Origin of the sequence: Mesorhizobium sp. C432A (genome assembly GCF_030323145.1) — a bacterium.
GTDB lineage: Bacteria > Pseudomonadota > Alphaproteobacteria > Rhizobiales > Rhizobiaceae > Mesorhizobium.
Genome location: NZ_CP100470.1, coordinates 2536679 through 2555349, shown reverse-complemented (window position 1 = coordinate 2555349; position 18671 = coordinate 2536679). Strand labels below are relative to the sequence as shown.

The following is an 18671-nucleotide window of genomic DNA, read 5'->3' as shown; positions in this document are numbered from 1 at the left end:
GCATGCCGCAGGCGCTGTCATGGCGTGCCATTACTCGTTTCAGGGGAAAATCGCCACCCCGGCATGGTCCAAGCCGGGATTGCACGATTGAGCCAGAGGAGGAACAGGCTTAGTGCGCTGTCTTCGCCGGCGCCTTCACGGCTCCGTCCCGCATCAGCCGGTCGATATGCATGCGGATATGGGCGGCTTCCGCTGCCGTGTTGGCCAACGCAATGGCGCGATCGAAGGCGACACGCGCCTCTTCGCCACGGCCGAGCTGCATCAACAGACCGCCCTTGAGGCCGAAGAAGTGGAAATAGCCGGACAGCCTCTCGCCAAGCGGCTCGATCATGGCAAGGGCAGCTTCCGGCCCGCGCACCTTGGCGACCGCAACCGCGCGGTTCAGCGTCACCACCGGCGAAGGTTGCATCGCCTCCAGCAGGCTGTAGAGCAGGTCGATCTCGGTCCAGTCGGTCTCCTCGGGGGTTGCCGCCCGCGCATGAAGGGCGGCGATCGCCGCCTGCACCTGGTAGGGTCCGGGCTTCTGGTGGCGCAGGGCCTTGTCGACCAGCGCCAGGCCTTCGTCGATCATCTTGCGGCTCCACAGCGAGCGGTCCTGGTCGTCGAGCAGCACGATCTCGCCATTCTCGTCGAAGCGGGCCGGCGCGCGCGCATGCTGCAGCAAAAGCAATGCCGTCAGGCCCATGATCTCCGGTTCGGTCTGGAACAGCCGCAGCAACAGGCGCGCCAGCCGGATCGCCTCCTCGCAAAGCGGCGCACGCGCCGGCGCCTCGCCGCTGTTGGTGGAATAACCTTCGTTGAAGATCAGATAGACCATGGCGGCAACGGCGGCGAGCCGCTCCGAGCGCTCGACCGCGCCGGGCGTCTCGAACGGCACGCCGGCATCGGCAATGCGCGCCTTGGCGCGCGTGATGCGCTGTTCCATGGCGCTTTCGCCGACCAGGAACGCACGCGCGATCTGCTTGACGGTGAGACCGGAGACGATGCGCAGCGCCACCGCGATCTGCTGCGTAGGCGGCAGATCCGGATGGCAGCAGATGAACAAGAGCCGCAATATGTCATCGCGGTAGTGCGCGCCGTCCAGCCGTTCGGCGATATCGCTCTCGGCATCTTCCAGGTCCGAGATCTGGTCCTCTTCCGGCATCGGCGCCTGCTTGGCGCGCTTGCGCACCGCGTCGATGCCGGTGTTGCGGCCGACAAAGATCAGCCAGGCCGCAGGATCGCGCGGCGGCCCGTTCTGCGGCCAGTTCTTGAGTGCCCTCAGGCACGCGTCCTGGAAAGCTTCCTCCGCCGTATCGAGATTGCGGAAATAGCGCAGCAGCGCACCCATAGCCTGCGGGCGGGCAGCGCTGATCGCCGAGCTTATCCAGGCGAGGTCTGTCATGTGGCTACTCTGGTTGGGTTGAAGACGGAAACCGGTCGGATCTCATAGGATCCGCCGCTGGGATTGACCTCGGAAAGCTCGCGCGCGAAGTCGACGGCTTCGTCGAGATCGGCGCATTCCAGCGTGTAGAAGCCGAGGAACTGTTCCTTGGTCTCGGCAAACGGGCCGTCGATGACGACCGATTCGCCCTTGACCTTGCGCAGCGTCGTCGCGGCGGTGGTGGGCAAAAGCCGCGCCACCGGCCCAAGCCGGCCGGCTTGAGCGTATTTTTCCTGCACATGCATGAGCTTTGCCATGACCTCGTCATCCTGTGCCTTGCTCCAGGAGGAGACGACATCTTCGGAGGCATAGCAGAGGATAGCGTAGAGCATGGGACGTCCTTTTCTGTCTCAAAGGACGAAACAGTAGGGCCTGTGCCGACATGGCGTCGACAAAAAAGTTACGCCATTTTTGTCAGCCTTCGCTTGCCTTCAACCATCTCAGCACAAGAGCCTCTTCATCATCGAGACCGTCTATCGATCGCTTGCGCTTGTTGGCCTCGGTCATTTCGCTAAGCAGCCGCCCTTCCACCCAGGCTTCGAAAACCTGTGGATGGATGTAGCATTTGCGGCAGACGGCGCGTGTGTTGCCGAGCCGCTCGGCCACCTTGTCGATGACGGCGTTCATTACACGCTTGGTCTGCGCCTGGCTTTCGGGAAGCTCCGTCCGCGCAAACAGCGACGCGGCATGGATGGTGCCGCCCCAGGTGCGGAAATGCTTGGAGCTGAAATTGGCGCCGATCGCGTCGCGGATATAGCGGTTGACATCGTCGGAGCGCACTCCATGCCTCTCGCCATCCTCGTCGAGATATTGGAACAGTTGCTGCCCCGGAATATCCTGCGCGCCGCGCACGACCCGGGCGATGCGGCGGTCGACCAGCTTCAATTTCCATTCCTTGCCGGACTTGCCCTTGAAGGCAAAGCGCAGGCTAGATCCCTTGATGTCGACGTGGCGGTCGCGCAGCGTCGTCAGCCCAAAGCTCTTGTTGTCACGGGCATAGGCGGCATTGCCGACCCGGATCATCGTGTTGTCGAGCAGCCAGACAATTGCCGCCACGACGCGCTCGGCCGGCAGGCCGCGGCGGCGCAGATCGGCATCGATCCGGCGGCGCAACTCCGGCAGGCTTTCGGCAAAGGCGACAAGGCTGGAGTATTTGGCGCCGTCGCGCTCGGCGGCCCACAGCGGATGGTAGCGGTACTGTTTGCGCCCGCGCTGGTCGCGGCCGGTCGCCTGGATGTGGCCGGCGGGATCGGGCGAGATCCACACATCCGTCCATGCCGGCGGAATGGCCAGCGCCTTGATGCGGGCAATGGCTGCCGCGCCGACGGCCTGTCCTTTCGCGCCCTTGTAGGAAAAGGCTTCGCCCGCCTTCAGGCGCCGGATCCCCGGCTCGCTGTCGCTGATATAGGTGAGCGAGGCCTGTTCGGCAGCGGTCTGCGCGCCGTTCTTCGGCGCCCCATCGTCCCCCTGTCCGGCCGCCGACCGGCCGGATGGCGTCCCAGATTTGTCCAGCATGCCCGCTCCACGAGATTTTTCTCGTAGATAAGCGCCAGGCCGACTGCTGGTTCCACCGCGTTGCTATGGAATGTGGTCGGGTCCACCAATGGTGGCACCAGCCGGCACGGCCATCCAGAGGCCGCCATCGTCGACGTGAGGCGGATGGTAGTCGCGCCCGGGCGGAATCTGTTCGAACACGGCCCCTGCCTCATCGGCAAGGTAGTCATAGCCCACATCCTGCAGGAGCCCCTTTGGATCCAGGTGGTGGTAGAGATTGCGGCGGGCGATCCGCCGCTTCGGCTCCATCATCTTTAAATGATAGAGGTTGAGCCCGCTGTTGCGGGCCTTGAAACCAAGATCGGGAGGATACCAGAGCCCGTGCAGGTCCTCTGGTCGGTACTTCGCCGGATCGTAGGCTCTGAACAGACGATACTGGAACTTTTCGGCCCACAGCCCGTCGACCCGGTACTCGGTCGGCGAATACAATTCGCGGAGCCGGAACCCCCAAGCCATGCGCCTGTAATCCCCCGTCAGCTGTCCGATCCGCTCCGCGGTACCGCGTTCCAGCCGCTCATCGGGATCAATAGCCAGGATCCAGTCGGCGGCAGCTTCATGCGCTGCGTCGAGTAAGATCCGCCGCCGCTGCGGCTCGCTGCTGAACACGCCGGTCGCCCCGCGATCGTCATAGGCAATCCAGCCGTCAACGACCGGATCGATATTGGTGATCAGATCGGCAACCAGATGCGCGTCATAACGATAGCTGAAAACTGCGACCGTTCTCTGGCGCGTCCAGAACAGTCGGCTCCGTCGCCAGCGTCGAGGCTTGATTTGGCTCGTTATCATTTTCTTGTTGCCGCTTTCACGCGATTTCGCACGCCAATATAGACACCCACGGATTTGACCAGCAGGGCAAGCCAGACAATTGGCATCGACATCATCGCGAAAGTTCGATCCCGCTCGGAAAGCCCGATCTTCGCCAGCTTGCGGGCATTCCGCCGATCGCGAAACGTGTCGCGAAAACACCGAAACGGAGTGTTCAGGGCGAACGCTGCGAGGTAATCGCCGCGGCGACAGCCGCGCCTGTACTGATCGGCAAGCAATCTGGACAGCCGGGTTTCGTTGCGATGAACGGTTTGTACCTTAGGCTCCCAGACCGGCTGCAGTTCCTGCGGCAGGCGCCCCAGGAATTCGGTGTCTTCGGCAGCAGGCATGGTTTCATCGAACAAGCCATATTCATCGAACAGCCGCCGATCGAACGACACGCCGTAACGCAGCGCACGATCCGACGGCAGACCGGGAAGCCGTCGCATGAACATGATCAGATGAGCCGCACAGGCGATCAGATTGCGCGGATGGCTATTCACCATCGCGCTCGCCACGGCGCGGTCGCCAGCCAGATGCCGCTGCATCCGTGCCTCGGCCCAGCCCGAACAGGCGAGGCAATCATCGGCAAGAAAGGCAACGAAAGGCGCTTTGGTGGCCGCAATGCCGAGATTGCGGGCTGCGCCTACAAACAGCCTTCGACCGACCTCGATCACTGGCACCTTGACCCCGGCGCCGGTCAGCAGCGCCATGACCTCGCCTCCGCCCGAGTTGACCACCATGATCTCGAGCGGCTCATCCTGATCCAGCAGGGATGTCACCGCCTCGACGATTTGAGCCGGCGCGCGATAGCCGATGACAATGACGGCAAGCTGCGGCGGGGCTGATTCAGGCACGTTGCAACTGGACGCGCGGAGAGGAAAACCAGCGCCGCAGCGCCAGCTTCAGCTGGTAGCGCCTGCAGCGCCAGGTGTTCGACCGCACCTTCGGCGCCGCCGCCGCGATCCTCAGGAACCGCGCCGCCGTCTCCAGATCACCGCGCGCATAGTGAACCCGGGCGATCTTGAGGGCGACCAGCCCCTCCCTGGTCTTTAGCGACGACAGTGGGATGCCACAGTCAGTCAGCTCGCGCAGCGCCAGCCGCCAGTCGAGAAAGCGGCGCACCGGCCTGGTGATGAAGCGATCATCAGAACGCACTGCCGAAACGTGGTAGATCATGACGGGATGCACGATCAGGGCAAGCGACGCCCTGCCCATCAGCCTGGACCAGAACAGCGTGTCCTCGTCATAGGCAAGCCCGGTCGGGAAGCGCGTGTCGCCGACGACCCGCCGGGAAACCAGCGCACTGCCCACGGCGATCGAGCGAATGTGACCTTCCAGATAGGCCGAGGCATTGGCTATACCGTCTTCTATGTAGCCGGCTGGAAGCTTGAGGTTCCGGTTCTCGCCATCGGTGCGCCGACGGTAGGCGCCGATCACCATGTCGGCGGCCGGTTGCTCCCCCGCCCGGACCAGCATCGACCGCAGCCCGCCCTCCAGATGCAAGTCGTCGGCGTCGATCAGGTAGATCCAGGAGCATTGCGCCTGCGCCAGCGCCACATTGCGGGAGCCGCCCGCGTCCCGGCAGCTGCTCTTGAGCACGCGCAACGGCAACGAGAATTGCGTGGCGGCATTCAGCGCGGCTTCTGCCGTCCCGTCCGAGGAGGAATCGTCGACCAGCAGCACCTCGCCGATAACCTCGGCTTCGGAACGAAGCGAGGCCAGCGTGGCCGCAATGGTTGCCGCCGCATTGTGCGCCGGGATGATGACACTGATTGCCGTCAATACCGAACTCCGCATCAGCATGCCTGCCGACCGATCCTCCCCGAAGTTTCGACCGAGCATAGCGGGCATGGCCGTTGTTGAGAAGCTGTGCTTCGAGGCTGTCAGGCCTTCTCGAGCGCGACCGGGATGACGTCGACGGCCTGGTCGCCGACCTGGCCGCCGGTGGTTTTCAGCACGCCGACGATCGGAGCCACGTCGGAATAGTCGCGGCCATAGCCAACGGTGATGTGGTCGTTGCTGGCCCGCATGCCATTGGTCGGGTCGAATTCCTGCCAGCCGGCATCGCGCCCACACCACACCTTGACCCAGGCATGCATGGCATCGGCGCCTTCGAGCCGCGGCTTCCCTTTCGGTGGAATGGTGCGCAGGAAGCCGCTGACATAACCCGCAGGAATACCTAGACCGCGCAGGCCGGCGATCATGATGTGGGAGAAGTCCTGGCACACGCCCCGCTTCAAACGGAAGGCATCGCTGGCCCCGGTACGCACCGTGGTCGCTTCCCCGTCATAGGTGAAGTCGCGGTGGATGCGGTTGCACAGATCGATGGCCATGCCGACCGTCGAGCCGCCGGCGCTGTCGCGAGCATAGGCGGTGATCGCCGCATCGATGCCGGCATGATCGCTGGCGGCGAGAAAGTGATGCGGTGCATCCGGCGCCAGTGACCGTACGGCGCCGAGTTCTTCCCGCAGGCGCTGCAGATCGGGCGACACGTCGAGCCCAGGCTCCGGCCGTGACACCGACACGCGCGCGCTCATTCTGATGTCGAGCCCGTCATGGACGTCGCGAAAGGCGATCGCGGTGACATTGTTGCCGAAGAAATCGGCAAAATCCGTGCGCTCCGATGGGGTCGGCACAAACGAAAGCGAGGCCGCGATCACGCGCTGCACGCCGGCAATGGTCGGCGGCAATACACGCACCTGATGCCGGCTGCCGCCGGCCGCGGCGTCATAATCGTAGCTGAGATGAAGCCTGATATCGTACAGCATGTTAACCGAAATACGCTTTAGCCAGGCTGCTGTAGAGGTTGCCGATCTCAGTTGCGAGATCGTCCAGCACCTCCGCCGACATCTCCGATGGCTCCATGACGGCAATTGCCGTGTTGAGCTGCAGGATTTCCTTGGCCGCGACCGACATATGCCCCTCCGGCCCAACCGATGGCAACAGGCCGATCTCCGCCTTCAGCCGTTCGAGCTGGAACAGGATCGAGCGCGGGTTGAGTGGGTCGAGCGCCAAGAGGTCGATCACCGTGCGCCGTCCGGCCCGCACCGGATATTGCCGGCGGTGGGTCATGACGCTGTCACCGATCTCCAGCATCATGTCGAGCGAGCCGTCCGGCGCACCGGACCTTGTCAGTCGGGCTAGCGTACGGGCGATCTGGATGCCGCGCTCGATCCGCCGGCCGATCTCGAGGAAACGCCAGCCGGTGAAACGGTACATATTCTCGTGCAACAGGCCGGAAAAGCCGGCCAACTTGCGCAGCATGACCGTCATCGCCCGTGTCGCGTCGTCACCCGGCGCCACCGTGGTGGCGAACTGATGAATGGTCTTCGACAGGTCCTTCAGCGCCAGCCAGCCATCGGGTGAAAAGCGGTCGCGGATCTGTCCGGCGCTGTAGACGGCGCTGTCCAGCGTGCCGATCAATCCGGGCGGAATGGCCGCTTCGAGATCGATGCCGAAGGGTTCGAGATAGTCCCTTATATCGGCGAGCAGCAGCATGTCAGGATCGGACGTCTCGGCCAGCCGCACATGATAGGCGCGCAGGATACGCACCGTATCTTCCGAACGCTCGATATAGCGGCCGAGCCAGGTCAGGTTTTCCGCCGCGCGGCTGGGCAGGCTGCCCGGCATGGTGCGGACGAAGCTGTCATGCTCCTGCGGCAGCAGCGTCTCGCGCTCGACCGACCGGTCGCTGACCACCCAGACGTCGGCCGCCTGGCCGCCGCGCTGCATGGCGATGGCCGTCGGGTCGAGCGATAGGCCGACACGGGCGAAACCGCCCGGCATTACCGTCCAGCCATCGGGCGTGCGCGCCAGATAAACGCGCAGGCTTGCCGGTCGCGGTTCCAGCCAGCCGCCGACATAGACCGGCGTCGTTGACAGCGTCACCGCTTCCTGGCCGACGAAACCGCTGCCATCGCTCTCGATGCGCGCGATCAGCGCGATGCGTTCCTCCGGCGTCAGTGCCGAACCGAGCCTGGTCTGGCCGTCATCCTCGAAGGCCAGCCGCGTCGACAGCGCCGGACCGATCACCATGCGATCGATATTGGCAAGCACATGGGCCCGTTCGGTTGCTTGCCCGCACCACCAGGTGGCGACGCTTGGCAACAGAAGTTCTTCGCCGCGCAATGCGCGCGAAATCTTCGGCAGGAAAGCGAGCAGCGCCCGGGTTTCCATCAAGCCCGAACCCAGCGCATTGACCGTCGAAACCGTGCCGCGGCGGATCGCCTCGACCAGCCCCGGCGTGCCGATATGCGAGTCCGACCTCAGTTCCAGCGGATCGGCAAAGGCGGCATCGAGCCGCCGCCACAGCACGCTGATCGGCATCAGCCCGGAAACCGTGCGCACCATCAGCTTGCCGCCGGAGACGGTCAGATCCTCGCCCTCGAGCAGCATGATGCCGAGATAGCGGGCGATATAGGCGTGCTCATAATAGGTCTCGTTGAGCGGCCCCGGCGTCAGAATGGCGACGCGGCCGTCATTCTCTTTCGCCATGCCGATCAGAGCATCGCGAAAGCGACGGAAGAAACCGGCCAGGCGATGCACATGCATCTCGCCATAGATGTCGGACAAAGCCCGCGTCGTGGCGACGCGGTTTTCCAGCGCAAAGCCGGCGCCCGACGGCGCCTGCGTGCGGTCGCCCAGCACCCACCAGCTTCCATCCGGCCCACGGCCGAGCTCGAAGGCGCAAAAATGCAGGAAATGACCGCTGGCCGGCATGGTGCCGACGACGGGGCGCAAATATTCGGGGCTCGCCGCAATCAGGCCTGCCGGCAGGATTCCCTTCTCGATCAGCCGGTTCGGCCCGTAAATATCAGCGACTATCTCCTCGAAAAGCTCGGCGCGCTGGACGAGACCGGCGCTGATCCCGGCCCATTCCTTGTCTTCGATCAGCAGCGGGATATGCGCCAGTGGCCATTCGCGCTCGTTGGCGCCGGCCTTGTCGTAGACGCGATAATAAACGCCGGCGTCGCGCAGATACTGGTCGGCGCGGGCAAAGCGCTGGCCCAGCTTTTCGGGACCCAGCTCCTCCAGCGCCTCGATGAAGGGCGCCCAGGCCGGACGCGGATGGCCCGAAGCATCGACCATCTCGTCGACGACGCCGTCAATCGGCTGATAGTGCTCCAGCAGACTGTGCCTCAGCGGCTTGCCGCGGACCTTTTTCTGATTCCCCTTTGCCATCGCTGATCAGAGTCTTGCTGGCCGCCTGAGGTCAAGGGTCATGGGGAAGTCTTCAGAGGCTTCTTCATTGCGCACCACATAGGCCGACGGCGTATGGCCGCGCGGCTCGAAGCGGGCGAGACGCCGCGCCTCAGCCTCATTGCCGTTGACCGGGAAGGTGTCGTAGCTGCGCCCACCTGGATGCGCGACATGGTAGACGCAGCCGCCCACCGCCCGCCCCGACCAACGGTCGTAAATGTCGAAAACCAAAGGCGTGTTGACCGGCAGCGCCGGATGCAGGCCCGACGAAGGCTGCCAGGCCTTGAAGCGCACACCGGCCACCGCGACCTCGCGATTGTCGGTGACCTTCATCGGCACGATTCGGCCATTGCAGACAATGGCATGACGTTCCGGGTTGAGGCCTTCGGTCCTGACCTGCAGCCGTTCGACCGAGGAGTCGACGAAACGCACAGTGCCGCCGATTGCGCCTTGCTCGCCCATGACATGCCACGGCTCCAGCGCCTGCCGCAGTTCCAGCTTGATGCCGGCATGCTGGACTTCGCCGCAGAACGGAAAGCGGAACTCCAGCTGGGCATCGAACCATTCCGGCCGGAATTCGAACCCGTTGAGCTTGAGGTCGTCGAGCACGTCGAGGAAATCCGCCCAGACATAGTGCGGCAGCATGAAACGGTCATGGAGCGAGGTGCCCCAGCGCACGAAGCGGCCATCAAGCGGGTTGTTCCACGCACGGGCGATGATGGCGCGTACCAGCAATTGCTGCGCCAGCGACATGCGCGCATTGGGCGGCATCTCGAAACCGCGGAACTCAACAAGCCCAAGCCGGCCGGTCGGGCCATCGGGCGAAAACAGCTTGTCGATGCAGATTTCCGAGCGGTGCGTATTGCCGGTGACATCGGTCAACAGGTTGCGAAACAGTCGGTCGACCAGCCAAGGCAGCGGTGGGTTGCCCTGGCCCGGGTGCGGCACCTGCGCCATCGCGATCTCGAGTTCGTAAAGCGAATCGTGCCGCGCCTCGTCGAAGCGCGGCGCCTGGCTGGTCGGGCCGATGAACAGGCCGGAGAATAGATAGGACAGCGACGGGCGCCGCTGCCATTGCAGCACCAGGCTCTTCAACAGATCGGGCCGGCGCAGGAACGGGCTGTCATTGGGCGTCGCGCCGCCGACGACGACATGGTTGCCCCCGCCGGTACCGGTGTGGCGGCCGTCGATCATGAACTTGTCGGCGCCAAGCCGCGTCTGCCGTGCTTCCTCGTAGATCGCCGTCGTCGTCGCCACGCAGTCCTGCCAGTTGGCAGCCGGATGGATGTTGACCTCGATGACGCCGGGATCGGGTGCCACCCTGATGACGTTGAGGCGCGGATCGTGCGGCGGTCCATAGCCTTCGATATGGACGGGAAGGCCGATCGCCTTGGCCGCGTTTTCGGCGGCTGCGACGAGTTCGAGATAGTCTTCCAGCGCCTCGACCGGCGGCATGAACACGCACAGCCGCCCGTCGCGTGGCTCGACCGAAAGTGCTGTACGCACCGCGCCGCCGATCTCGGTGATCTCCTGTTCGACCCTATCCTGCTGGCCGGTCGTCGCCGTGAAAGAAATCGCCTGCTGGCGTCGTGCCATCTCGTCGGCGCCTTCCAGCTCGGCCGGAGCCGGTTCTGGCAGTATGGCTTCCCGCGCCGGCAGCGGTCCACGCGGCAGCGACGGATCGACCGGCACAATATAGGGGAACTGCGCCGGCGGCACATAGGGCAGCGTGCCCAGCGGCAGGCGGTAACCGACAGGGGAATCGCCCGGCACCAGGAACAGCCGCCCGCGCCGGGTCTTCCACTTCTCCGAGCGCCAGCGCGGGTCCGAAGCCTGGCTGTTCCAGCGCTGCACCGGCAGCACGTAGCCCGACGGCTTGGTCAGCCCGCGCTCGAACACTTTCGCCATGCGGCTGCGCTCTTCCGGGTCTTCCAGCTTGGAGTTGGACGGATCGACATTGTCGGGCAGCTTGCCTTCTTTCAGCAGCCATTCGGCCGGGTCCTCATAGGCCTCGCTGACCATCGCCTTGTCGATGCCGAGTTCGCCGGCGATTGCCGTCAGCAAGCTCTCGGCCTGCTGCGGCCCCACCTTTGCGTCGCTCTTTTCGCGTGCGATCAGCGACGGATCGCTCCACACCGGCTGGCCGTCGGTGCGCCAATAGAGCGAAAAGGTCCAGCGCGGCAGGCTTTCGCCCGGATACCATTTGCCCTGGCCGTAGTGGAGGAAGCCGCCCGGCGCGAAGCGTTCGCGCAATTTACGGATCAGCGCATCGGCCTTTTCGCGCTTGGTCGGGCCGACGGCGGCGGTGTTCCACTCGGCGGACTCGAAATCGTCGATGGAGACAAAGGTCGGCTCGCCGCCCATGGTCAGCCTGACGTCGCCCGCTTGAAGTGCGGCGTCGACCTTGTTGCCCAGCGCATCCAGCGCCTGCCAGCTTTCGTCCGAGAATGGCTTGGTGATGCGCGGATGTTCGGCGATGCGGTCGACACGCATGTCGAAGCCGAATTCGACATTGGCGAAGCTCGCCATGCCGGAAATGGGTGCGGCGTTGCGGAAATGCGGCGTGGCCGCCAGCGGCACATGGCTTTCGCCGGTGAGCAGGCCCGACGTCGGATCGAAGCCGATCCAGCCGGCGCCCGGCAGATAGACCTCGCACCAGGCGTGCAGGTCGGTGAAGTCGACGGCGGTTCCGGCTGGGCCATCGAGCGCGACCAGATCGGGCTTCAGCTGGATCAGATAGCCTGAGACGAAACGCGCGGCGAGGCCGAGATTCCTGAGAATTTGCACCAGCAGCCAGCTCGAATCCCGGCACGATCCCTTTTTCGCGGCCAGCGTTTCCTCCGGCGAGAACACGCCGGTTTCCATCCGCACGATATAGGCGATCTCCCGCTGCAGCCGCGCATTGAGGTCGACGACGAAATTGACGGTGTTGGTGGCGCTACGGTCGATGGTTGCGAGGAAAGCCGACAGCAGCGGCCCCGCCGGCTCCGGCGTGCGGTAGATGGCGAGATCGTCCCTGATGTCTTCGGGGTACTCGAACGGGAAGGTCTCGGCCGATGGCTCGACGAAGAAATCGAACGGATTGTAGACCGTCATGTCGGCGACGAGATCGACCTCGATCTTCAATTCCGTCACTGGTTCCGGGAAGACGAAGCGGGCCAGGAAATTGCCGTAGGGGTCCTGCTGCAGATTGACGAAGTGGTTCGCCGGCCCGACCTTCAGCGAATGGCTGAGCACCTTGGTGCGGGAATGCGGTGCCGGCTGCAGCCTGATGACCTGGGGCCCGAGAACCACCGGCCGGTCATATTTGTAATGGGTCAGGTGGTAGACGGCTGCCAGTATTGCCATGGGGCCCCGGAGATCGGCGTTTCTTCAGCCGAACCCTGACACATCTATTGGCCATTCTCCAAGCAGAGATGTTGCGCTGCACCTAAATTAAGCAGCCGAAGCCGGCTACGCTGTGTCGAGATTCAGGTCAGGCCGAGTCGAAAATGGCTGATACCGAGAACCGGAGCAGAGCGTACTTTTGGCACGCGAGCACCGGAAGCGCAGGTATCGGCCATTTGCAGGCCGGCCTCACTTGAATTCGGCACAGCTTAGAAAAACGCCTGTATCCCCGTCTGCGCCCGTCCCAAAATCAGCGCATGCACGTCATGCGTGCCTTCATAGGTGTTGACCGTCTCCAGGTTCTGCGCGTGGCGCATGACGTGGTAGCCGATCTGGATGCCGTTGCCGCCATGCATGTCGCGGGCCTGGCGCGCGATGTCGAGCGCCTTGCCGCAATTGTTGCGCTTGACGATCGAGATCATTTCCGGGGCCATCTTGCCTTCATCCATCAGCCGCCCGACGCGCAGCGAGCCCTGCAAGCCGAGCGCAATCTCGGTCTGCATGTCGGCGAGCTTTTTCTGGAACAGCTGCGTGCCGGCGAGCGGCTTGCCGAACTGCTTGCGGTCGAGTCCATACTGCCGGGCCCGGTGCCAGCAATCCTCGGCGGCGCCCATCGCGCCCCAGGAAATGCCGTAGCGGGCCCGGTTGAGGCAGCCGAATGGGCCGCCGAGGCCCCTGGCGTTGGGCAGCAGCGCGTCTTCGCCGACTTCGACGCCTTCCATCACCACCTCGCCGGTGATCGAGGCCCTAAGGCTGAGCTTGCCGCCGATCTTCGGCGCCGACAGCCCCTTCATGCCCTTCTCCAGCACGAAACCGCGGATTTCGTCCTTGCCGTTGTCGCCCTTCAGCTTCGCCCAGACCACGAACACATCGGCGATCGGCGCGTTGGATATCCACATTTTCGAGCCGGAAATCCTGTAGCCGTTCGCGGTCTTCTCGGCCCGCGTCTTCATACCGCCGGGATCGGAACCCGCATCCGGTTCGGTCAGGCCGAAGCAGCCGATCCATTCGCCCGAGGCCAGCTTAGGCAGAAAATTCTTGCGCTGTTCTTCCGAGCCATAGGCATGGATCGGATACATCACCAGCGACGACTGCACGGACATCATCGACCGGTAGCCGGAATCGACCCGCTCGACCTCGCGCGCCACCAACCCGTAGGTGACGTAATTGGCGCCGAGCCCGCCATATTCCTCAGGGATGGTGATGCCGAGCAGGCCGGCCTCGCCCATCTCGCGAAAGATGCCGGCATCGGTCTTTTCCTCGAGATAGGCCTCCTCGATGCGCGGCGCGAGCTTGTCGGCGGCAAAGGCGGCCGCGCCATCGCGCACCATGCGCTCATCCTCGGAAAGCTGGTTCTCGATCAGGAAGGGGTCTTCCCAAACGAACGCGTTCTTGTCGGCGGCCATGGCTTCGCTCTCTCCCAAAATCTTGAAGTGCTCGGGCTTATCCGCCTTCGCTTCGGAAAAATCAAACAAAATTGCATCACCGATCAATGAGGTTTAGTAATGGATCATGAACGTCCAACGCCGGCTTTTGCCCAGCACCAGCGCCCTTGCCGCCTTCGAGGCCGTGGCCCGCCTTGGCTCCTTCACCGCTGCCGCCCAGGAACTCGATTTGACCCAAGGGGCCGTCAGCCGCCAGATAGCCCTTCTGGAGGAACAGTTCGGCCGCCGGCTGTTCGAGCGCGACAGCCGCAATGTTCGGCTGTCCACGGCGGGCGAAATCTATGCCGAAGCCGTGCGGGCGGCACTCGGGCAATTGCGCGACGCGGCGCTCGGATTGATGAGCAATCGGCATAGCGGCATGCTGAACCTCGCCATACTGCCGACCTTCGGCACGCGCTGGCTGATGCCGCTGATCCCGGATTTCGTCGCAGAAAACCCTGACATCACCATCAACTTTGTCACCCGCATCGGCCGCTTCGACTTCGCCCGCGAGCGGCTCGACGCCGCCATCCATCATGGCCAGCCCGACTGGCCGGACGCCGACTCCACGCTTCTGATGCGCGAGACCGTAATGCCGGTGGTCTCGCCAGACTTCCTTGCCAGCCGCGATATCACCACGGCGGCCGACATTAGCCGCCTGCCGCTGCTGCACATGGCGACGCGTCCCGGGGCCTGGGGCGAATGGTTCGAGGAACAGGGCTTGAGCGCACCGATCGGACCCGGCATGCAGTTCGAGCAATTCGGCACCGTTGCCCAAGCCTGCATGGCGGGGCTTGGCGTCGCGCTCCTGCCGCAAGTTCTTATCGCCGGCGAATTGCAGCGCGGTCAGCTCGTGCAGGCGCCGGGACAGCCGATGCAAAGCCGCAGCGCCTACTACCTCGTCGTCCCGAACGACAAGCGCGGCCACCCGCCCGTCGTCAGCTTTCGCGACTGGCTGCTGGGCCAGGTTGAGAAGGAACCGGCCGTTCTGGCCTGGTAGCTACTGCCGCTTCATCGACTCGGTTTCCGGCTGGAAGCGCAGCGTTTTTGCGACTTGCGTTCGGCAACTTTCGCATCGAGCTTGCTTTTGATCCGGGCGAAAGCCTGGTCTCCATCGACCGAACTGCCACTCGCCATGCCCTCGTCCCAAAGACGCCCCAACTCTTGGACACTCACTTTCTCGAAACTTGCCATATCGCGCGTATCTCCACACAAGGATGGGATTGCAAGGAACCATTCGAGGCTACTTCCGCTTCAAGGCATCGGCCAGTGCTGCGCCAAACGCGCCTTGCTGTGCCGGTCCTTCCGGCTGACGCTGCGGCATCGGCGAAGGTTGCGCCGGCTTGCCGCCGCCATTGTCGCGCGGCCCCTTCGGCGTCCCGCCCTCGCCGCCGTCCTTGCGCATGGACAGCGCGATGCGCTTGCGCTTGATGTCGACATCGACGACCCGCACCTTCACCACATCGCCCGCCTTCACCACCTCATGCGCGTCCTTGATGAAACGATCGGCCAGTTGCGAGACATGCACCAGCCCGTCCTGGTGCACGCCGATATCGACGAAGGCGCCGAAGGCCGCGACATTGGTGACGGTGCCTTCGAGAAGCATGCCGGGCTTCAGATCCTTGATATCGTCGACGCCGTCGGCAAAGGTCGCCGTCTTGAAGCCGGGGCGCGGGTCGCGGCCGGGCTTTTCCAGCTCGGCAATGATGTCGCGCACCGTCGGCAGGCCGAACCGTTCGTCAACGAAGACGCGCGGATCGAGCGCCTTGAGCGCGGCACTGTCTCCCATCAGCGAGCGCACATCGCGACCGCAGGCGGCTACGATCTTCTTGGCCACGCCATAGGCTTCCGGATGGACCGACGAGGCGTCGAGCGGCTCGCTGCCATTGGCAATGCGCAGGAAGCCTGCGGACTGTTCGAACGCGCGCGGTCCGAGCCGCGCTACCTTGAGCAGCTCCTTGCGGCTGGCGAACGGCCCGGTCGCATCGCGATGCGCGACAATGGCGTCGGCAAGCGAAGCGCCTAGGCCTGACACGCGGGCCAAGAGCGGCGCCGAGGCGGTGTTGAGATCGACACCGACGGCATTGACCGCGTCCTCCACCACCGCTTCCAGCGAACGGCCGAGCCGATACTGGTCGACATCGTGCTGGTATTGGCCGACGCCGATGGATTTCGGCTCGATCTTGACCAGTTCGGCGAGCGGGTCCTGCAGGCGCCTGGCGATCGACACCGCGCCGCGCAGCGACACGTCGAGCCCGGGAAACTCAGCCGCCGCTGTCGCCGAGGCCGAATAGACCGAGGCGCCGGCCTCGCTGACGATCACCTTGAGCGGCTTTGGCCCACCATCCGAAGGCATGTCGGACAACATGTCGGCGACCAGCTTTTCAGTCTCGCGGCTGCCGGTGCCGTTGCCGATCGAGATCAGCTCGACCTTATGCTGGCGGATGAGTGCTGCGAGCTGGGCCTGTGTGCCGCGCACATCGTTCCGCGGCGGAAATGGATAGACGGTCGTCGCCGCCAGCACCTTGCCGGTGCCATCTACCACCGCGACCTTGACGCCGGTGCGGATGCCGGGATCGAGCCCCATGGTCGGCCGCGAGCCGGCGGGTGCCGCCAGAAGCAAATCCTTGAGGTTGCGTGCAAAGACATGGATCGCCTCTTCCTCCGCCCGCTCGCGCAGGTCGCGCATCAAATCGAGCGTCAGGTGCAGCGAAAGCTTGATCCGCCAGGTCCAGCCGGCGACTTCCATCAGCCAGCGGTCGCCCGGCAGGCTGCCGCCGATGGCGTAGGCATTGGCGATCATCCGCTCGACCGGCTTCACCGGCGAGGCATCGTCGGCATCGACCTCGATGTCGAGCGACAACACCTCTTCGTTGCGGCCGCGCAGCATGGCCAGCGCGCGGTGGCTCGGAACATTTGCCCAACGCTCGACATGCTCGAAATAGTCGGAGAATTTCGCCCCGGCCTCCTGCTTACCGTCGACGACACGGGCACGCATGAAAGCGCGCTCCTTCATGTAGGTGCGAAGCTTGCCGACCAGATCGGCATTTTCCGCGAACTGTTCCGACAGGATGTCGCGTGCGCCTTCCAGTGCGGCCTTGGCGTCGGTCACATCCTCGGTCACATAAGCCAGCGCCGCCTCGGCGGGCACCAACGACCGGTTGGCCAAAATAGCCTCCGCCAATGGCCCCAGCCCGCGCTCCCGGGCGATCTCGGCCTTGGTGCGCCGCTTGGGCTTGTAGGGCAGGTAGATGTCTTCCAGTTCAGCCTTGGTGGCGGCAGCCACAATTTTGGCCCCAAGTTCTTCGGTCAGCTTGCCCTGCTCGCGGATCGAACCGAGAATGGTATCGCGGCGCGCATCGAGTTCGCGCAGATAGGCCAATCGCTCGGCAAGGTCGCGCAATTGGGTGTCGTCGAGCCCGCCGGTGACCTCCTTGCGGTAGCGCGCCACGAACGGCACCGTCGCGCCCTCATCGAGCAGCCCTATAGCTGCTGATGCCTGCTCCGGCCGCGCCCCGATCTCTGCCGCGATGATGGATGCGATGCGTTTGCTGTCTGCTGCCATGCTGGTCCCTGTCGCAAAGAGCGGCGACCATAGGCGCTGATGTCCGTCACGCCAACCGCAGTGTTCTCAAGCGTCAAAGAGGTCCACAGGAAAGCGCCTTGCTTTGGCTCGTCCTCAGACCATCCCGCTCAGCGCCTCGAAAAAGGCAACGATCTCGCGTTCGAGCGGATAATCTTCAGGCACCCGCTGCGACCCCATTTTTGCAATCACCACTTCCGTCTTCGGGTTGACGTAGAGCCATTGGCCGTGGATGCCGATGCCGCAGAAGGCGCCGTTTGCCGCCCCCGTCTGGTACCATTTGTTACGGTAACGGCCCTTTGGGAACAGATGCACCATTGTGCCGCGCTGCCAGGCCTCCGCGCTGCCGCCGGCAACGGTCGTATCGCGCACCCAGCCTTCTGGCACGATGCCGCGGCCATTGGCCGTGCCGCCCTGCCGCATCATCTCGCCGATACGCGCCAGGTCGCGCGGCGTCACCGAAATGCCGCCGGCGGTGCGCGCCGTACCTTCCATGTCGACGCCGATCGAAGCCTCGCTGACTGCACCCAGCGGTAGCCACAGTTTCTCGCGCATCAGGTCCGGGAAGCGCTGGCCGGAAGCTCGTTCGAGCAGCAGGCCGAGCAGATCGGAATTGGGCGAACGGTAGCGGAAGGTTTTGCCGTGCGGTTCTTCGAGCCGCTGCAAGGTCAGAATGAATTCGCGCAAGCTTTCAGTGCCGCCGCCCGGATTCCACAGCGTCGCGCGGCGGTAACGGGCAAAGGCGCTTTCGGGATCGAGATAGGCCTCCTCGAAATCGAGGCTGACGCTCATGTCGAGCACATGCCGGCAGCTTGCATCGGCATAGGCCGAGCCGGCGGCTTCCGGAATGTACTGGGTCACCGGCGCTTCCGGGTCGAACACGCCCTCGCCTTCCAGTATTCCGGCGATGATCGCGGTGACCGATTTGCTGATCGAAAAGATGATGTGACGGGCGCCGAAATCCATATTGGGCGCGAACCAGTCGCCGATGACCTTGCCAGCCTTCATCACCGTCAGCGCGTCGCTGCTCGAACGTGTGAGGAATTCGGCCACCGTCTCCGGCGCGCCGGCGACGGAGACGTTTTCGCCGAGCAGGCCGCTCAGGTCCCGCACCGGTGCCTCGACGCTTCCCAGCGTCGCCGCCACGGGGGCGGTCGGCACCAGCTCGCCAAGGTTCTGGAACGACCAGCGGTTGAACGGGCTTTCGCGCCAGTTGGAGAGCAGCACCTCATTGCGGGCAAAGCCGTAGCGGGTCTCGAACGCGGTCTTGCCGGTCATGAACGTTTCCTCAGAG

Annotated in this window: 14 protein-coding genes; 1 reads left to right on the top strand and 13 read right to left on the bottom strand. The window is 64.2% G+C overall.

Annotated elements, in window-relative coordinates; genetic code table 11:
• Positions 1 to 109: 109 nt before the first annotated feature.
• The 10 genes from NLY33_RS12355 to NLY33_RS12310 form a co-directional block, all read right to left on the bottom strand.
• Positions 110 to 1384: an RNA polymerase sigma factor gene (locus tag NLY33_RS12355; protein ID WP_023707663.1), complete on the bottom strand. Its 1275-nt coding sequence runs from the start codon at positions 1382 to 1384 to the stop codon at positions 110 to 112.
• The gene (locus NLY33_RS12350) at positions 1381 to 1755 is read right to left on the bottom strand and encodes a YciI family protein (protein ID WP_023671781.1); all 375 of its coding nucleotides are present in this window, start codon (positions 1753 to 1755) and stop codon (positions 1381 to 1383) included. The genes NLY33_RS12355 and NLY33_RS12350 overlap by 4 nt, the downstream gene beginning before the upstream one ends.
• 82 nt (positions 1756 to 1837) lie before the next feature.
• The gene (locus tag NLY33_RS12345) at positions 1838 to 2938 is read right to left on the bottom strand and encodes a DNA topoisomerase IB (protein ID WP_023707662.1); all 1101 of its coding nucleotides are present in this window, start codon (positions 2936 to 2938) and stop codon (positions 1838 to 1840) included.
• Between the two features lie 63 nt (positions 2939 to 3001).
• Positions 3002 to 3763 carry a hypothetical protein gene (locus NLY33_RS12340; protein WP_023686315.1) on the bottom strand — a complete coding sequence of 254 codons (762 nt, stop codon included), beginning with the start codon at positions 3761 to 3763 and terminating at the stop codon, positions 3002 to 3004.
• Positions 3760 to 4638, bottom strand: coding sequence for a glycosyltransferase family 2 protein (locus tag NLY33_RS12335; RefSeq protein WP_023707661.1), 879 nt, complete (start codon positions 4636 to 4638; stop codon positions 3760 to 3762). The genes NLY33_RS12340 and NLY33_RS12335 overlap by 4 nt, the downstream gene beginning before the upstream one ends.
• On the bottom strand, positions 4631 to 5566 hold the full coding sequence (locus NLY33_RS12330) for a glycosyltransferase family 2 protein (RefSeq protein ID WP_023686317.1): 936 nt from the start codon (positions 5564 to 5566) through the stop codon (positions 4631 to 4633). Before NLY33_RS12330 ends, NLY33_RS12335 begins: the two co-directional genes overlap by 8 nt.
• 101 nt (positions 5567 to 5667) lie before the next feature.
• The gene (locus NLY33_RS12325) at positions 5668 to 6552 is read right to left on the bottom strand and encodes a transglutaminase family protein (protein ID WP_023683456.1); all 885 of its coding nucleotides are present in this window, start codon (positions 6550 to 6552) and stop codon (positions 5668 to 5670) included.
• Position 6553: 1 nt separating this feature from the next.
• On the bottom strand, positions 6554 to 8965 hold the full coding sequence (locus tag NLY33_RS12320) for a circularly permuted type 2 ATP-grasp protein (protein WP_023703955.1): 2412 nt from the start codon (positions 8963 to 8965) through the stop codon (positions 6554 to 6556).
• Between the two features lie 6 nt (positions 8966 to 8971).
• Positions 8972 to 12331 carry a transglutaminase family protein gene (locus NLY33_RS12315; RefSeq protein WP_023699742.1) on the bottom strand — a complete coding sequence of 1120 codons (3360 nt, stop codon included), beginning with the start codon at positions 12329 to 12331 and terminating at the stop codon, positions 8972 to 8974.
• Positions 12332 to 12579: 248 nt separating this feature from the next.
• The gene (locus NLY33_RS12310) at positions 12580 to 13776 is read right to left on the bottom strand and encodes an acyl-CoA dehydrogenase (RefSeq protein ID WP_023703957.1); all 1197 of its coding nucleotides are present in this window, start codon (positions 13774 to 13776) and stop codon (positions 12580 to 12582) included.
• Positions 13777 to 13882: 106 nt separating this feature from the next.
• On the opposite strand from NLY33_RS12310, the gene NLY33_RS12305 reads away from it, so the two are divergent.
• Positions 13883 to 14794, top strand: coding sequence for a LysR family transcriptional regulator (locus NLY33_RS12305; RefSeq protein ID WP_286439811.1), 912 nt, complete (start codon positions 13883 to 13885; stop codon positions 14792 to 14794).
• A gap of 11 nt (positions 14795 to 14805) precedes the next feature.
• On the opposite strand, the gene NLY33_RS12300 is transcribed toward NLY33_RS12305, so the two are convergent.
• The 3 genes from NLY33_RS12300 to NLY33_RS12290 all read right to left on the bottom strand — a co-directional run bounded on the left by NLY33_RS12300 (position 14806) and on the right by NLY33_RS12290 (position 18655).
• Positions 14806 to 14988, bottom strand: coding sequence for a hypothetical protein (locus NLY33_RS12300; protein ID WP_023671771.1), 183 nt, complete (start codon positions 14986 to 14988; stop codon positions 14806 to 14808).
• A 49-nt stretch (positions 14989 to 15037) separates the two neighbouring features.
• Positions 15038 to 17359, bottom strand: a complete 2322-nt coding sequence (locus NLY33_RS12295; RefSeq protein WP_023703958.1) for a Tex family protein — start codon at positions 17357 to 17359, stop codon at positions 15038 to 15040.
• Between the two features lie 114 nt (positions 17360 to 17473).
• Complete coding sequence (locus NLY33_RS12290) at positions 17474 to 18655, bottom strand: serine hydrolase domain-containing protein (protein WP_023703959.1); 1182 nt, start codon at positions 18653 to 18655, stop codon at positions 17474 to 17476.
• Positions 18656 to 18671 lie beyond the last annotated feature (16 nt).

Coding starts and splice junctions, on each gene's coding strand:
- NLY33_RS12355 (WP_023707663.1), bottom strand. CDS start 1,384: ATGACAGACCTCGCCTGGATAAGCTCGGCGATCAGCGCTGCCCGCCCG.
- NLY33_RS12350 (WP_023671781.1), bottom strand. CDS start 1,755: ATGCTCTACGCTATCCTCTGCTATGCCTCCGAAGATGTCGTCTCCTCC.
- NLY33_RS12345 (WP_023707662.1), bottom strand. CDS start 2,938: ATGCTGGACAAATCTGGGACGCCATCCGGCCGGTCGGCGGCCGGACAG.
- NLY33_RS12340 (WP_023686315.1), bottom strand. CDS start 3,763: ATGATAACGAGCCAAATCAAGCCTCGACGCTGGCGACGGAGCCGACTG.
- NLY33_RS12325 (WP_023683456.1), bottom strand. CDS start 6,552: ATGCTGTACGATATCAGGCTTCATCTCAGCTACGATTATGACGCCGCG.
- NLY33_RS12320 (WP_023703955.1), bottom strand. CDS start 8,965: ATGGCAAAGGGGAATCAGAAAAAGGTCCGCGGCAAGCCGCTGAGGCAC.
- NLY33_RS12315 (WP_023699742.1), bottom strand. CDS start 12,331: ATGGCAATACTGGCAGCCGTCTACCACCTGACCCATTACAAATATGAC.
- NLY33_RS12310 (WP_023703957.1), bottom strand. CDS start 13,776: ATGGCCGCCGACAAGAACGCGTTCGTTTGGGAAGACCCCTTCCTGATC.
- NLY33_RS12305 (WP_286439811.1), top strand. CDS start 13,883: ATGAACGTCCAACGCCGGCTTTTGCCCAGCACCAGCGCCCTTGCCGCC.
- NLY33_RS12300 (WP_023671771.1), bottom strand. CDS start 14,988: ATGGCAAGTTTCGAGAAAGTGAGTGTCCAAGAGTTGGGGCGTCTTTGG.
- NLY33_RS12295 (WP_023703958.1), bottom strand. CDS start 17,359: ATGGCAGCAGACAGCAAACGCATCGCATCCATCATCGCGGCAGAGATC.
- NLY33_RS12290 (WP_023703959.1), bottom strand. CDS start 18,655: ATGACCGGCAAGACCGCGTTCGAGACCCGCTACGGCTTTGCCCGCAAT.